This window comes from Micromonospora sp. WMMD998 (assembly GCF_029581235.1).
Lineage (GTDB): Bacteria > Actinomycetota > Actinomycetes > Mycobacteriales > Micromonosporaceae > Micromonospora.
Genome location: NZ_CP120740.1, coordinates 4740824 through 4755416 on the forward strand (window position 1 = coordinate 4740824; position 14593 = coordinate 4755416).

Sequence of the window (14593 nt, forward strand, 5' to 3'; positions counted from 1 at the left end):
GCGGGATCCGGACGACGTGGGCGGCGGCGGCCCCCGGCCGCGACGACGGGGCCGCCGGACGAAAAATTTCTTCGCGTTCGGCGTGTCGCACGGCGCTCAGGAACACCGTCCCCGCGACCGCCCGACGGCGACGACCGCCAGCCGCCCGCGCCGCTCGTCGCCATGGTCGTGGTGATGGTCGCGGTGCTGCTCGTCGTCGCCGCGGGGGCCGGGCACCGGCTTCCCGTGTCAATGTCGACCCTCGTCGTTCCGCTCGGCGGAACTAACCGAGCACGCCGCGCTCCCGCAGGGCCGCCAGCTCCGCCGCCGACAGACCCAACTCCTCGCCGACCACCGCGTCGGTGTCGGCGCCCAGCGCCCGCCCGGTGAACCGGATCCGGCCCGGCGTACGGCTCATCCGCCACAGCGCGTTCTGCATCCGGATCGGGCCCAGGTCCGGGTCGTCCACGGTGGTCACCAGCTCCAACGCCCGCACCTGCGGATCGTCGAGCAGCTCGCTCGGCGCGTAGACCGGCCCCACCGCCGCCCCCGCCTCCGCGAACCCGCGCAGCACCTCGTCGCGGGTCCGCGCCCCGATCCACTCCCCCACGTAACCGTCGAGCAGGTCGGCGTGCTGGGCCCGCTGGCGGCCGGTGGCGAACCACGGCTCGTCGATCACCTCGGGGTGGCCGACGAGCGTCAGCACCCGCCGTGCGATGCTGCCGGCGCTGGTGGACACGGCCACCCAGTGCCCGTCGGCGGTGCGGTAGGTGTTGCGCGGGGCGTTGTTCGCCGACCGGTTGCCGGTGCGCTGCTGGTCGACGCCGAGCTGGTCGGCGTAGATCACGCCCGGCCCGACCGCGGTCATGATCGGACTGAGCAGGTCGAGGTCGATCTCCTGCCCGCGACCGTCCTTCGACCGCTGGAACAGCGCCATCGAGACCGCCGCCGCGCCCGCCATGCCGGCGATCGAGTCGGCCAGGCCGAACGCCGGCAGCGTCGGCGGGCCGTCCGGCTCGCCGGTCAGGTGGGCGAACCCGCTCATCGACTCGACAAGCGTGCCGAACGCCGGCCGCGCCGCGTACGGGCCGGACTGGCCGAAGCCGGTGACCCGCAGCAGGACCAGCCCCGGGTTGTCGGCCGAGAGCACGTCGTAGCCGAGTCCCCAGCGTTCCAGCGTGCCGGGCCGGAAGTTCTCGATCACCACGTCGGCGGTGGCCGCGAGCTTCCGGAAGATCTCCGCTCCGGCCGGATCGCCGAGATAGAGCCCGACGGTCCGCTTGTTGCGGGCGATCATCTTCCACCACAGCGGCTGGTCGTCCTTGGCCAGCCCGTGCCCGCGCATGCCGTCGCCCCGACCCGGATGCTCGATCTTGATCACCTCGGCGCCGAAGTCGCCGAGCACCTGCGCCACGAGCGGACCGGCCAGGATCGTCGACACGTCGAGCACGCGCAGGCCGGCGAGCGGCCCGTCGGTTCCGTCGGACATGGTCACCCCTGGTACGGACGGTGGACGTAACGGCCGCTCGGCGGGCCGACGACGGTGCCGGCGTCGAGCACCCGCCGCCCCCGGACCCACGTGTCGGTGACCCGCGCGCCGATCTCGAACCCCTCGAACGGCGTGTACTCCTGGGTCGACGCCGAGTCGGCCGCGCGCACGGTCCAACTGGCGTTCTCCACCAGGCACAGGTCGGCGTCGAAGCCGACCCCGATGGTGCCCTTGCCCGGCAGGCCGTAGCGGCGGGCCGGGTTCCACGCGATGAGCTGGGCGATCCGCTGGTGCGACAGGCCCCGCCGGCGCCCCTCGGAGACCAGGCCGGGCACCAGGTACTCGGCGCCGCCGAAGCCGGACTTCGCGGCGAAGACGTCGTCGCGCGGGTCGCCGAACTTCATCTCGTCCTTGCAGCAGGCGTGGTCGCTGACCACCCAGTCGACGCTGCCGTCGAGCACGTACTCCCAGAGCGCCTCCACGTCCTCCCGCGGGCGCAGCGGCGGGTTCACCTTGCCGCCCAGCCCGTGCGCGGTGTCCACGTCGGCCAGCAGGTGACCGATCGTCACCTCGCGGCGGAAGTCGACGTGCGGGAACGTCTTCGCCATCAGCATCGCGGCCCGCAGCGCCTTGCGCGAGGACAGGTGCAGCAGGTTGATGGTGGGCAGTCCGGTCTCGTCGGCCAGGAACGCCGCGATCGACACCGCGAGCCCTTCCGAGTGCGGCGGTCGGGACGCGCTGTAGGCGGCCAGGCCGGACAGCGACGGGTCCTGCTCGACCAGCCTGGTGTAGGCGGTCATGATCTCCGCGGTCTCGCAGTGCAGCGACAGCGACACGTGCGGGGCGGCCTCGGTCAGCTTCTCCCGCGCCGCCTGCACGCCGCGCATCACGAACTCGAAGTGCGCCAGGTCGTAGCGCTCCTCCGGCGGGATCATCAGGAACGAACTCTGGTCGGTGGAACGCCCGTGCAGCCCGTGGCTGCCGTAGAACATGAAGATCTTGAAGGAGGTGACGCCGAAGTTCTCCACGATCGACGGGATCTCGTCGATGTGCTCCCGCATCATCGGCGCGAGGTGGAAACCGTAGTCGATGAACGACCGGCCCTCCGACGCGGCGAGCACGTGCGGGAAGAACTCCGCGTACGAGCCGCCCCGGTTCAGGTAGTACTGCCCGGTCCGCATGTAGGTCAGCCCGGTGGTCACACCGCCCTGCGCGCTGGCGCGGCTCTCCGTGGCGGTGTCCTCGGCCAGCGGGTTGTAGATCCCCCAGTGCTGGTGCGCGTCGACCGCGCCCGGGTACGCGAACCGGCCGCGACCGTCCACCACGACCTGCGCCTCGTCGGCCGGGATGTCGGCCGCCAACCGCACCACCTTGCCACCGGCGAGGCCGATGTCGAGCCGGTCGCCCTCCGGCGAGCCGGCGTCGGGGCGTACCACGGTGACGTTCTTGATCAAAGTCTCCAGCGGTTTCATGCGGTTCCTTCCGTGGTTCAGGCGTGCGTGGTGCGGGACCGCCCGGTGGCGGCGACGTGGTTCGCCGCGAGGTAGGCGAGGCCGAGCGCGGGCAGCAGGCCGTTGCCGGCGAGGTAACCGGCCGCGCCGTGACCGGAGATGCCGGCCGCGGCGCCGCCCGAGGCGTACAGCCCGGGGATCGGCCCGCCGTCCGCGCGCAGCACCCGGGCGTGCTCGTCGACCACCAGGCCGCCCTGGGTGTGGAAGAGCGCCGGCACCACCCGGGCGACGAGGTACGGCGGTTCCAGCGGGGCCTCGAAGACGGCGCGGCCGAACCGGTCGGCGCGCTCGCCCCGGGCCACCGCGGCGGTCTCGGCGAGTTCCGCGTCCACCGCCTCGGCCGGCAGCCCGGTCACCGACGCCAGGGCGGCGGCGTCGGGGGCCTCCCGCAGCGCGCCCGACTCCACGCTCTGCCGGAAGTCGGTGAACGCCAGGCAGGCGTCGTGGATCCGGCGGTCGAGCACCAGCCAGCCGGCCGCGTCCGGGCGGGCCGCGAGCGCGGCGGCGTACTCGGAGTAGCCGGTGGTCTCGTCGCCGAACCGCCGGCCGGTGGCGTCCAGCAGGAAGCCGCCGTGCATCACGGTCGCCCAGCCGACGAGCGTCGCGGCGCTCGCCGAGAGCGCGGCGTGCCCCTGGTAGGCGTCGAGGAAGGCGCTCTGCGCGCCGAGCGCGGCCCCGATCCGCAGCGCGTCGCCGCGGGACGTCTCGCTGCCGTGGTAGACCGCCCGGGCGATCTCCGGCAGGTGCTCGGCGACGAGTGCCCGGTCCGCGCCGTAGCCGTTCGTGGCCAGCAGCACCGCCCGGGTCGGGATCTCCTCCCGGGCGCCGTCCGGCCGCTCGACCACGGCGGCGGACACCCCGTCGCCGTCCACCAGCACGTCGACCAGGCGGGCCGGCACCAGCAGGTCGATGCCGGCCCGGCTCACCCGCTGGACCAGGTGGTCGAGCAGGACGGTGCCGTGCCGGCCCTCGACGGTGTGGCAGCGGTCGACCGAGTGACCCGGGTAGTGGAAGTCGGTGACCAGGGACAGCTCCAGCCCGACGTGGTCGGTCAGCCACTCGACCAGCTCGGCGCTCACCGCGCCGAGCGCGCGGGCGAGCCGCTCGTCGCCCTGGCCCTTGGTCTTGCCGGCGACGTCCGCGGCGAACATCTCGGCCGAGTCGTCAATGCCGGCCGCCCGCTGCCAGCGCGAGCCGGCGCCCGGGATCATCGCGGTCGACATCGAGGTGTTGTTGCCCCGGCGGAAGTGCTCGCTGGCCTCCACCACCAGCACGTCGAGGCCGAGCTGGGCGGCGCGCAGCGCGGCCACCAGGCCGCCGCCGGCGCCGGCGACCACGAGGTCGGGCCCGGGCGGCCCGGTCACGGGGTCCCCTGGGCCACGATGGTGGCGAGCGGCGCGACGAGCGTGCCGGCGGGTCCCGACCCGCCGAATACGGCGAGGGCCAGCGGCAGGCTCAGGGTCCTGGTCTTCCTCATGGCGCCAGCTCCCGGGGGTGACCGCGTTCCGCAGCACGGAACATCGTATGGGGCATGATGTTGGCACTGCCCGTCTACCTGGTCAAGGGCTAGCCTATTTATCTTCCTCATTGCAGCTTGGAGGCGTTTTTGGGGGTTGACCATCCACTCAGCCGGTGCTGAAATTGTGTTCCGCTGACGGGAACAGCGCACCGGGAGATGGCACGTGGCAGAGAGTCAGGGCACCGAGACGGCGACCGTGTCGCTGGGCTGGTCCGGCGGGCTGCCCGAGTGACCCCACGATCCTGGCTCTACGTGCCCGGCCACCGCGCCGACCGGGTGGCGAAGGCGCTCGCCGCCGGCGCCGACGCGGTGGTCGTCGACCTGGAGGACGCGGTGCCGCCGGCGGCGAAGGCGGCGGCCCGGGACACGGCGCTGCGGCTGGCCGCCCAGGGCGCCCACGAGCGGCAGGTGTGGGTGCGGGTGAACGACCCGGCCGGGCCCTGGGGCGAGGCCGACATCGACGCGCTGGCCGGGCTCCGCCTGGCCGGTCTGCGGGTGCCGCGCTGCGAGGACCCGGAGGTGATCCGCCAGGCCGCCAGCCGCGCGGGGCTGCCGCTGCAACTCCTCCTGGAGAGCGCCGCCGGGCTGGCCCGGGCCGCCGAGCTGGCCACCGCGCACCCCCTGGTCGCGGGACTCGGGCTGGGCGAGGCCGATCTCTCGGCCGACCTGCGGGTGACCGGCGACGACGGGTTGGCCTGGGCGCGCGGCTGGGTGGTGGTCACGGCCCGGGCCGCCGGGCTCCCCTCGCCCGTGCAGAGCGTCTACACCGACGTCGCCGACCTCGCCGGCCTGCGCGCCAGCACCGAACGGGCCCGGGCCGCCGGCTTCGTCGGCCGCTCGGTGGTCCATCCCCGACAGATCCCGGTCGTGCACGAGGTCTTCACCCCGACCGCCGCCGAGGTGACGGCCGCGCGGGCCGTCGTGTCCGCCGCCGCGCACGCCGAGGAAGCCGGCGAGGTGGCCGTGCTCGACGCCGACGGCCGGTTCGTCGACCCCGCGGTGGTACGCCGGGCCCGGCTCGTCCTCGACATGGTCGAACCGACCGCACCGCCACCAGGAGGAACAAGGTGACCACACGTCACGGGCATGCCGTGCTCGCCGAACCACCCCCGGTTTCCGGATGAGCCTGATCGCCGGCACCGCGACATGGTCCGCCCGGCCGGCCTCACGGCGTCGGCCACGGTCCGCACCGCGCGGGGTAATCCGAGCGACCCGCTGACCGTCGACGCGGCGACACCCTGACCCGGGTGGCCGCCGAGGTCGTCGGCACGTTCTGCCCCTGACCGCCGGCCCTGCTGTCGGTACCGTCCTGTCTAATGGCTGAGCCACCCTGTCCCCTGGGGTGACGCCGGAGAGGACGCGCGTGAGCAGCCTGGAGTCGCTGCGGCAGTTGCTGCAGCAGTCGCACCACGCCCGCCCGGACGACCTCCCGGAGATGGCGATGCGGGCCGCGCCCCTGCTGGACGCGCGGGTGCTGGTGATCTACCTGGTCGACCACCAGCAGCGGCTGCTGCTGCCGCTGCTGGGCGGCAGCGCACCGGCCCGCGAGCCGATCGACGTCGACGGCACCCTCGCCGGACGCGCCTTCAGCACCGCGTCGACGTACGTCGGCGGCAGCGGCGACGACGGCGTACGGGTCTGGGTGCCGGTGGTCGACGGCAGCGAACGCATGGGCGTGCTCGAGGTCGTCGCCGACGCCCCGTTGAGCGACGACGGTCTCGACGACTGCGGCGCGGTCGCGACGTTGCTCGCCGAACTGATCACCACGCGCAGCCTGTACAGCGACCGGATCGAGCTGATCCGACGGCGGCAACCGATGCAGCTTGCGGCGGAGATGCTCCGCGCGCAACTGCCGCCGCTGACCTTCTCCACCGGGCATTTGATCATCAGCGGCATCCTCGAACCGTGCTACGACGTGGGTGGTGACGCGTTCGACTACGCGGTCAACGGCGACACCGCGCACCTGGCGCTCTTCGACGCCGCCGGCCACGGCTCCAGTGGTGGGATGCGCGCGGTGGTGCTCGTGTCCATCGCCCTGGCCGCCTACCGCAACGCCCGCCGGACCGGCCTGGACCTGACCGACACCTACCACCTCATCGACGACACGGTCCGGGCCCACGACCGGTACGGCATGATCACCGCAGTGCTCGCCGAACTCGACCAGCGCAGCGGCGTCCTCCGGGTCATCTCGGCGGGTCACCCGAGCGGCATCGTGCTGCGCGACGGCCGGGTCGCCAAGGTCCTCCCCACCCCGACCGCCCTACCGGTCACCCTCGGCGACCGCCGTCCGCCGGTGGTCGTCGAGGAGCCCCTCGAGCCCGGCGACCACGTGCTGCTCTACACCGACGGCATCATCGAGGCCCGCACACCCGACGGCGAGGCCTTCGGCATGGAGCGGCTGGTGCAGTTCACCACCAAGGCGTTCGCCGACCACCTCCCGCTGCCCGAGACCGCCCGCCGGCTCGTGCACGCGATCCTCGAACATCAGGACGACTGCCTCCAGGACGACGCGACCGTGCTGCTCGCCGAATGGCGCAGCCCGGCGCCCGACCGCTCGGACCTGGAGCCGCTGGCCGCGACGGCGCGTCACCCGTTGCTGACGGAGTCGTGACCGGGGGCGGCCGTGCTGCTCCGCGTGGTGAGCGTGGTCGCCAGCTCGATCCCGGTGCTCGGCGTCCGCTCGCCGCGCCCGAGTGCGAGCGCCAGCTCGGTCGCGGCCACCGCCATCTGGGCCAGCGGCTGGTGGACCGTGGTCAAGGGCGGATCGACGAGCGCGGCGATGGGCAGGTCGTCGAAGCCCACCACGCTCAGGTCGGCCGGGATCCGCAGCCCGAGCTGGCGCGCGGCGTGGTAGACGCCCACCGCCTGGAGGTCGTTGCTGGCGAAGATCGCCGTCGGGCGGTCGGTGCGGCCGAGTAGACGCAGCGCGGCGACCCGGCCGCCCTCGACGGTCAGCTCGGCCCGCTCCACCAGGTCGGCGCCGACCGGCAGCTCGGCCGCCTCCATCGCGGAGCGGTAGCCGTCGAGGCGCGCGCGGCAGCACAGGATCCGGTCCCGGCCGACGATCATCCCGATCCGGCGGTGTCCCAGGTGGATCAGGTGCCGGGTGGCCGACCGGCCACCCGCCCAGTTCGTCGCTCCGACGAAGGGGACGCCGTCGGGCAGCTCGCCGGTGGGATCGAAGACGACGAAGGGGATGCCCCGGGCGCGGAGCTGGTCGCGTTGCTCGCTGGAGAGCTGGGCGACGGAGATGACGCAGTCCGGCCGGCGGGCCAGGGTGTCGTCGATCCAGTAGCGGACCGCGCTGCGCCCCGGCCCGAACTCGGTCAGCACGACGCCCACCCGGTTCTCCCGGGCGACCCGCTCCACGCCGCGGATGACCTCGACGCCCCACATGTGTTCCAACTGGTCGAAGACCAGCTCGACCAGGTTGCTGCGGGTGGACGCGGTCGGCCGGCGGTAGCCGTACCGGTTGATCAGCGCCTCGACGCGGGCCCGCGTCTCGGAGGCCACACCGGAACGCCCGTTGATGACCTTCGATACGGTCGGGACCGACACCCCGGCGGTCTCCGCGATATAGGAGATCGTCACCGGTCGGCCGGGGGCGCCGCTCGCGTCGGCCCGCTCGGCGACCGCCTTGTCCGGCTCGGCGTGCGACAACCTGACTCCTCCCACGCCGGTCCCGGCGGGTCGGCGTCGCAAGGATATCGCCCTGTCCGGTCTGCGCGCCGCACCGCCGCCGGCCGTGCCCGGAAACTTTCTCGGCGGGGATGACGGCTTTTCCGGTCCGCGGGCCAGGGGAGTCACGCATTGACGCTCATCAGGGAGGGGCGTAGCGTTCGGGCCGAAACTTTCGCTCCATGATGGAAAGTTTCTTCGGCTGCGGGAGCCGTGCGGCGTTTCGGCGGAGGCAGAGGGCAGCGTCCGCGAGAACCACCCTGCGCGCGTCGCGCGCGTCTCCGCTCGCGTCCGGGCGGAGACCGCCACGGCACCGCAACCGAACCGCGCCGCCCGGGCCGGCGATCGACCCGTGGCGCCGCCCACAACGGCAAGAGAGAACGCGATGAGTCTGCAGCGCATACGAAGAACTCGCCTCCGTGTCGGCATGCTCGCCGGCAGCGTGGCAGCGGTGCTTGTGGCATCGATCATGGTGCCGGTCGGCGCCCAGGCAGCCGCTGGCTGCCGGGTGTCGTACGCGGTGTCGTCCCAGTGGCCGGGCGGGTTCACCGCCGCGGTGGACGTGACGAACCTCGGCGACCCGGTCAACGGCTGGCGGGTGGGGTGGACGTTTCCGTCCGGGCAGCGGGTGACCCAGGCGTGGAACACCACGGTCACCTCGTCGGGCAGCCAGGTCACCGCGACCAACGTCAGCTACAACGCCGCCATCGGCACGAACGCCACCGTGTCGTTCGGCTTCAACGGGTCGTGGTCGGGCAGCAACACCGCGCCGGCCGCCTTCACCCTCAACGGCGTCGCCTGCACCGGCACCGGGGGCACGCCGTCACCGACCGCGAGCCCGTCGTCGACGCCCTCCCCCACCCCGACGCCCACGACCTCGCCGTCGACGCCACCGACCACGCCGCCCCCGACCGGCGACCCGATGGCCACGGTGGCCGCGATGCAACCCGGCTGGAACCTCGGCAACACCCTCGACGCCATCCCGGACGAGACCGCCTGGGGCAACCCCCTGACCACCCAGGCGCTCCTGCGACACGTACGGTCCCAGGGCTACCGCAGCATCCGGCTCCCGATCACGTGGAGCAACCACCACGGCCCGGCGCCCGACTACACCATCGACGCGACGTGGCTGAACCGCGTCCGCCAGATCGTCGACTGGTCCCTCGCCGAGGACCTCTACGTGATGATCAACCTGCACCACGACTCCTGGCAGTGGATCAACACCTATCCCGCCGACCGGACGGGCGTGACGAACCGCTACCGGGCGCTCTGGACGCAGCTCGCCACGACGTTCCGCGGCTACTCACCGAAGCTGGTCTTCGAGAGCGTCAACGAGCCGCAGTTCGCCGACATCACCGACGAGCAGGGTGACACCGCGACGCGGGAACTCAACGCCGAGTTCGTCCGCCTCGTGCGCGCGACCGGCGGCAACAACGCCACCCGGCTGCTGGTCCTGCCCACCCTGCACACGAGCGGCGAGCAGGCCCGACTGGACGCGCTCGCCGCCGGCATCGACCAGCTCAACGACCCCAACCTCGCCGCCACCGTGCACTTCTACGGATGGTGGCCGTTCAGCGTGAACATCGCCGGCGGCACCCGCTACGACACGAACGTGGAGCAGGACCTCGTCGGCACGTTCGACCGGGTCCACGACACCTTCGTCGCCCACGGCATCCCGGTCATCATCGGCGAGTGGGCGTTGCTCGCCTGGGACCACACCCGACCCGGCATCATCGAACGGGGTGAGTTCCTGAAATACCTCGAAGCGGTCGGCTACCACGCCCGCACGCGCAACCTGACCACGATGCTGTGGGACGCCGGCCAGTTCCTGAACCGCGCCGAGCTGCGCTGGCGCGACCAGGGCGTGTACGACATGCTCAAGGCGAGCTGGACCACCCGCTCCGGCACCGCCTCCACCGACCAGGTGTACGTGCCGCGCACCGGCACGATCAGCGCCAGGTCGGTCACGCTCAACCTCAACGGCCTGACGTTCCGCGGTCTCTGGCAGGGCGGCACGCAGTTGGCCAACGGCGCCGACTACACCGTCTCCGGCAACACCGTCACGCTCACGTCGGCGGCGCTGACCCGCCTGGCCGGCAACCGGGCGTACGGCGTCAACTCCAGCATCGAGGCCCGCTTCTCCCAGGGCGTGCCCTGGCGGATCGACATCATCAGCTCCGAGCCGCCCACCCAGTCCGCCGCCACCGGCACGACCAGCTCCTTCGCCATCCCCACCCAGTTCCGCGGCGACCAGCTCGCCACCATGGAGGCCACCTACGCCGACGGCAGCCCCGCCGGCCCGGCCAACTGGACGCCGTACAAGGAGTTCTGGAGCAACTTCCAACCCGACTACACCGCCGGCACCATCATCCTGAAGCCGGAGTTCTTCGCCGAGGTGAACGACGGCACCGTCACCCTCACCTTCCACTTCTGGAGCGGCACGAAGATCTCGTACCGCATCACCAAGGCCGGCACGACCGTGACCGGCGCCGCCACCTGATGCCCGGCGGTGCCGCGGAATTGTCCCGCCGCGGCACCGCCGTCGGCGGGCCCCACGGCATCGGGATCCCTGTATGCTTCCCTCGGCCGACCCACCAGCCGTGGCAGAGAAGCAGTGAGCGGACCAGCAGCGAGCAGCAAGTCAGTCGTTCTCGACGCGATCCGGGCGGCCGGCACGATCAGTCGGGTCGGCCTGATCAAGACCACCGGCTTCACCGCGCCGACGATCTCCAACCTGGTCCGGAAGCTGATCGACGAGGGCCTGGTGGTCGAGACCGGTCATGCGAAGTCGACCGGGGGCAAGCGGCCGGTCCTGCTCCAGCTCGACCACACGTCCCGGTACGCCGTCGGCGTGCACCTGGACCACGGCGTCATCACGTACGCCCTGACCAACCTCGGCGGCACGGTGGTGGCCCGGATCTCCCGCCCGGGCGCCGGCGCCGAGAAACCCGCGGTCGTCGTCGCACGGATCGCCGCCGAGATCGCCGCGCTGATCGACGGCGTCGGCGTGGAACCGGCCCGGATCCTCGGTGTCGGCCTGGTGTTTCCCGGCCCGGTCGACGCCGCCCGGGGCATCGGCGGCCCGCCGGACGCGGGCCCGGCCCCGGCCATGCGGCAGTGGACCGGGTTTCCGCTGGCTTCGGCGCTGGGGCAGGTGACGGCGCTGCCGGTGGTGCTGGACAACGACTCGACCGCGGCGGCGCTCGGCGAGCACTGGACGGGCGGGTTCGGCGCCGCCACCTCGGCCGCCGCGCTCTACATGGGCACCGGCATCGGCGCCGGACTGGTCATCGGCGGCGTCACCTACCGGGGGCCGAGCGGCAACGTCGGCGAGTTGGGGCACGTGTGCGTGGCCGCCGACGGACCACGGTGCTGGTGCGGCGCCCAGGGGTGCGTGGAGGCGCTGGCCGGGCCGGCCGCGGTGGTCGCCGCCGCCCGGTCGGACCCGGCGGCGGCCCGCGCGACGGGTCTCGCCGTCCCGGCCCGGCGGCCCTCGGTGGTCGCCGACTTCGCCGCGATCAGCCGCGCCGCGCGACGGGGCGAGCCGCACGCGCTGGCGTTGCTGGAGCGGTCCGCCCGGCACGTCGGCGTGGCCGCCCGGACCCTGGCGAACCTGATCGACCTGGAGGTGCTCGTGTTGACCGGGCCGAGCCTGGCCGCCGCCGGGTCGGTGTATCTCCCGATCGTCCGGCACGAGCTGCGCGCCTCCTTCTCCCGGGGCACGCACACCGTCGACGTCCGCCTCTCCCGGTCCGCCGCCACCGCGTCGGCCGTCGGAGCCGCCGCCCTGGTCCTCGAATCCGAACTCGTCCCGCTGGGTTATGGTCCACGCCCGCCGGAGCGGGGCCGACCGACCGAGTCGGCGAGCTGACGAACCGGGAGGCGCGCGGAATGGACGACGTGTGGCGGACGAGCGCGGTGGGCCTGGTGCTCGCCCGGCCGCCCCGCCTGCTCGGCGCCGAGCCGTTCTTCATGGAGTTCATCGCGGGCATCGAGGAACGGCTCGCCGAGCACGGGCGATCGGTGTTGCTGCACGTCGTCGCGCACCACGCCGCCGAGATCGAGGCCTACCGCAGGTGGGCACGGCAGCGCCTGGTCGACGCGGTGGTGCTGGTGAACCCGTCGGCCGACGACACCCGGCCGGGGGTGCTGCGGGACCTCCGCCTGCCCGTCGTGGTGGCGGGTGAGCCGACCCCCGACACCCCGGCGGTACGCCGGGACGACGTCGGATCGATGCGGGCGGCCCTGGCGCACCTGGTCGACCTCGGGCACCGCCGGATCGCCCGGGTCACCGGGCCCGGCGCCCTCCTGCACACCCGCACCCGCACGGCCGCCATGCGCTCGGCTGCGGCGGGGGCCGCGGTCGACGTCGTCGTCGTGGAGGGCGACTACTCGGAGGAGTCCGGGGCGACGTGGACCGCCCGGTTGATGGACGCCCCCGAGCCACCCACCGCGATCATCTACGACAACGACCTGATGGCGGTCGCGGGCCTGCGCGCGGCCACCGAGTCGGGCCGTCGGGTGCCCCACGACGTCAGCCTCATCGCCTGGGACGACTCCAGCCTCTGCCGCCTGGCCTCGCCCGCGCTCACCACGATGAGCCTGGACGTGCACACGTTCGGCGGGTTGGTGGGCGAGTCCGTGTTGCGGCTCGTCGGCGGCGAGGCGGTGCCGCAACGGTGGTGCGACACCGAGACCGTGGTCGCCCGGGGGACGACCGCCGCGCCCCGGCCAGCACATTGATCAGCTTGACTTAGTGAGGTTAATAAACAAAGCTCCGAGACGCGCTCCCATCGACGCTCCCCTCTAGCACTCAGGAGAGCATCAATGACACGTCGTCATGCCCTGCTGGCATCGGCCGCCGCCGGCACGCTTGTCGCCGCCAGCATGGTCGCGGTCACCCTGCCCGCCTCGGCCGCGACCACCGGATGCACGGTCGCCTACACCGTGCAGAGCCAGTGGACCGGCGGATTCACCGGCAACGTCGCCATCACCAACCTCGGCTCCGCGCTCACGAGCTGGACCCTGACGTTCGACTTCCCCACCGCCACCCAGCGGGTCACCCAGGGCTGGAGCGCCACCTGGTCCCAGTCCGGCGCGCGGGTCTCGGCGGCCAGCCTGAGCTGGAACGGCTCCCTGGCCACCGGCGCTTCGACCACCATCGGCTTCAACGGATCGTGGAGCGGCGCCAACCCCGTACCCACCTCGTTCGCGCTCAACGGCACGACCTGCACCGGCTCGGTCAGCCCGTCCCCGACGACGACGCCCACCGGCCCACCGACCACGACGCCGCCGACCACCACCCCGCCCACGACCACGCCGCCGACCACCACTCCCCCGACCACCACCCCGCCGGGCGGGGCCGCGCCGAGCCTGCGCGTCTCCGGCAACCGGCTGGAGACGGCGGGCGGCGCCACCTACCGCCTGCTCGGCGTCAACCGGTCCAGCGGTGAGTTCGCCTGCGTACAGGGCAAGGGCATGTGGGACAGCGGGCCGGTCGACCAGGCGTCCGTCGACGCGATGAAGGCGTGGCACATCCGCGCGGTCCGGATCCCGCTCAACGAGGACTGCTGGCTGGGTCTCTCCGGCTCACCCAGCGGCGCCACCTACCAGCAGGCGGTCAAGGACTACGCGAAGCTGCTCGTCGCCAACGGGATCAACCCGATCCTCGACCTGCACTGGACCCACGGCCAGTACACCGGCAACATCTCGGCCTGCTCCGACGTGAACGCCACCTGCCAGAAGCCGATGCCGAGCCGGCAGTACACGCCGCAGTTCTGGACCGGCGTGGCGAACGCGTTCAAGGGCAACGACGCGGTGCTGTTCGACCTGTTCAACGAGCCCTACCCGGACGCCGCCAACAACTGGTCCGACATGACCGCCGCCTGGAAGTGCCTGCGCGACGGCGGCACGTGCACCGGCATCACCTACCCGGTCGCCGGCATGCAGGAACTGGTCGACGCGGTACGCGCCACCGGCGCCACCAACGTGCTGCTGGTGCCCGGCCTGACCTGGACCAACGACCTGTCCCAGTGGCTGACCTACAAGCCGACGGACCCGCGCGACAACATCGTGGCCTCGTGGCACTCGTACAACTTCAACGCCTGCGTCACCGAGACCTGCTGGGACAGCCAGATCGGCGCGGTGGCCGCGCAGGTGCCGGTGCACGCCGGTGAGATCGGCCAGGACACGTGCGCCCACGACTACATCGACCGGCTGATGACCTGGCTGGACCGCAACCGGCTGGGCTACACCGCGTGGACCTGGAACCCGTGGGGTTGCAGCGGCGGCAACGTGCTGATCGAGGACTACACCGGCACCCCGACGAAGAGCTACGGCGAGGGCTACCGCGCTCACCTGCTCACCGTGACCCCGTAGGGAAACCTCATCCGTGGGGGTGGGTACGGCGACGCCGCG

At 72.8% G+C, this 14593-nt stretch carries 10 protein-coding genes; 6 read left to right on the forward strand and 4 right to left on the reverse strand.

Going from position 1 to position 14593, the window contains the following annotated elements; genetic code table 11:
• Positions 1-262: 262 nt before the first annotated feature.
• From O7619_RS21565 to O7619_RS21575, 3 genes are read right to left on the reverse strand one after another with little or no spacing between them, the layout of a single operon-like run.
• Positions 263-1468, reverse strand: coding sequence for a CoA transferase (locus tag O7619_RS21565; RefSeq protein WP_282283055.1), 1206 nt, complete (start codon positions 1466-1468; stop codon positions 263-265).
• A gap of 2 nt (positions 1469-1470) precedes the next feature.
• Positions 1471-2940 (reverse strand): dihydroorotase family protein, encoded by a 1470-nt coding sequence (locus O7619_RS21570; protein WP_282283056.1) that lies wholly within the window; start codon positions 2938-2940, stop codon positions 1471-1473.
• A gap of 17 nt (positions 2941-2957) precedes the next feature.
• Entirely contained in the window at positions 2958-4343 is a 1386-nt protein-coding gene (locus O7619_RS21575) for an FAD-binding protein (protein WP_282283057.1), read from the reverse strand.
• A gap of 383 nt (positions 4344-4726) precedes the next feature.
• Between O7619_RS21575 and O7619_RS21580 the strand changes: the two genes are divergently transcribed.
• Positions 4727-5569 carry an aldolase/citrate lyase family protein gene (locus O7619_RS21580; RefSeq protein ID WP_282283058.1) on the forward strand — a complete coding sequence of 281 codons (843 nt, stop codon included), beginning with the start codon at positions 4727-4729 and terminating at the stop codon, positions 5567-5569.
• Between the two features lie 292 nt (positions 5570-5861).
• Positions 5862-7109: a PP2C family protein-serine/threonine phosphatase gene (locus tag O7619_RS21585; RefSeq protein ID WP_282283059.1), complete on the forward strand. Its 1248-nt coding sequence runs from the start codon at positions 5862-5864 to the stop codon at positions 7107-7109.
• Here the strand turns inward: O7619_RS21585 and O7619_RS21590 are convergent.
• The gene (locus O7619_RS21590; protein ID WP_282283060.1) at positions 7085-8158 is read right to left on the reverse strand and encodes a LacI family DNA-binding transcriptional regulator; all 1074 of its coding nucleotides are present in this window, start codon (positions 8156-8158) and stop codon (positions 7085-7087) included. The two genes, O7619_RS21585 and O7619_RS21590, sit on opposite strands and share 25 nt — an antisense overlap.
• A 445-nt stretch (positions 8159-8603) precedes the next feature.
• Here O7619_RS21590 and O7619_RS21595 point away from each other — a divergent pair, with 445 nt between their 5' ends.
• The 4 genes from O7619_RS21595 (at position 8604) to O7619_RS21610 (ending at position 14554) form a co-directional block, all read left to right on the forward strand.
• Positions 8604-10676: a cellulase family glycosylhydrolase gene (locus O7619_RS21595; RefSeq protein ID WP_282283062.1), complete on the forward strand. Its 2073-nt coding sequence runs from the start codon at positions 8604-8606 to the stop codon at positions 10674-10676.
• Positions 10677-10790: 114 nt separating this feature from the next.
• Positions 10791-12047, forward strand: a complete 1257-nt coding sequence (locus tag O7619_RS21600; RefSeq protein ID WP_282283063.1) for an ROK family transcriptional regulator — start codon at positions 10791-10793, stop codon at positions 12045-12047.
• Positions 12048-12067: 20 nt separating this feature from the next.
• A complete protein-coding gene (locus tag O7619_RS21605; RefSeq protein WP_282283065.1) occupies positions 12068-12919 on the forward strand; it encodes a substrate-binding domain-containing protein in 852 nt (283 codons plus the stop codon).
• A gap of 84 nt (positions 12920-13003) precedes the next feature.
• Complete coding sequence (locus O7619_RS21610; RefSeq protein ID WP_282283067.1) at positions 13004-14554, forward strand: cellulase family glycosylhydrolase; 1551 nt, start codon at positions 13004-13006, stop codon at positions 14552-14554.
• Positions 14555-14593 lie beyond the last annotated feature (39 nt).

Bases quoted from the DNA above. Each gene is read 5' to 3' on its own strand.
- O7619_RS21570 (WP_282283056.1), bottom strand. From the start codon at position 2,940: ATGAAACCGCTGGAGACTTTGATCAAGAACGTCACCGTGGTACGCCCC.
- O7619_RS21595 (WP_282283062.1), top strand. From the start codon at position 8,604: ATGCTCGCCGGCAGCGTGGCAGCGGTGCTTGTGGCATCGATCATGGTG.
- O7619_RS21610 (WP_282283067.1), top strand. From the start codon at position 13,004: ATGACACGTCGTCATGCCCTGCTGGCATCGGCCGCCGCCGGCACGCTT.
- O7619_RS21565 (WP_282283055.1), bottom strand. From the start codon at position 1,468: ATGTCCGACGGAACCGACGGGCCGCTCGCCGGCCTGCGCGTGCTCGAC.
- O7619_RS21605 (WP_282283065.1), top strand. From the start codon at position 12,068: ATGGACGACGTGTGGCGGACGAGCGCGGTGGGCCTGGTGCTCGCCCGG.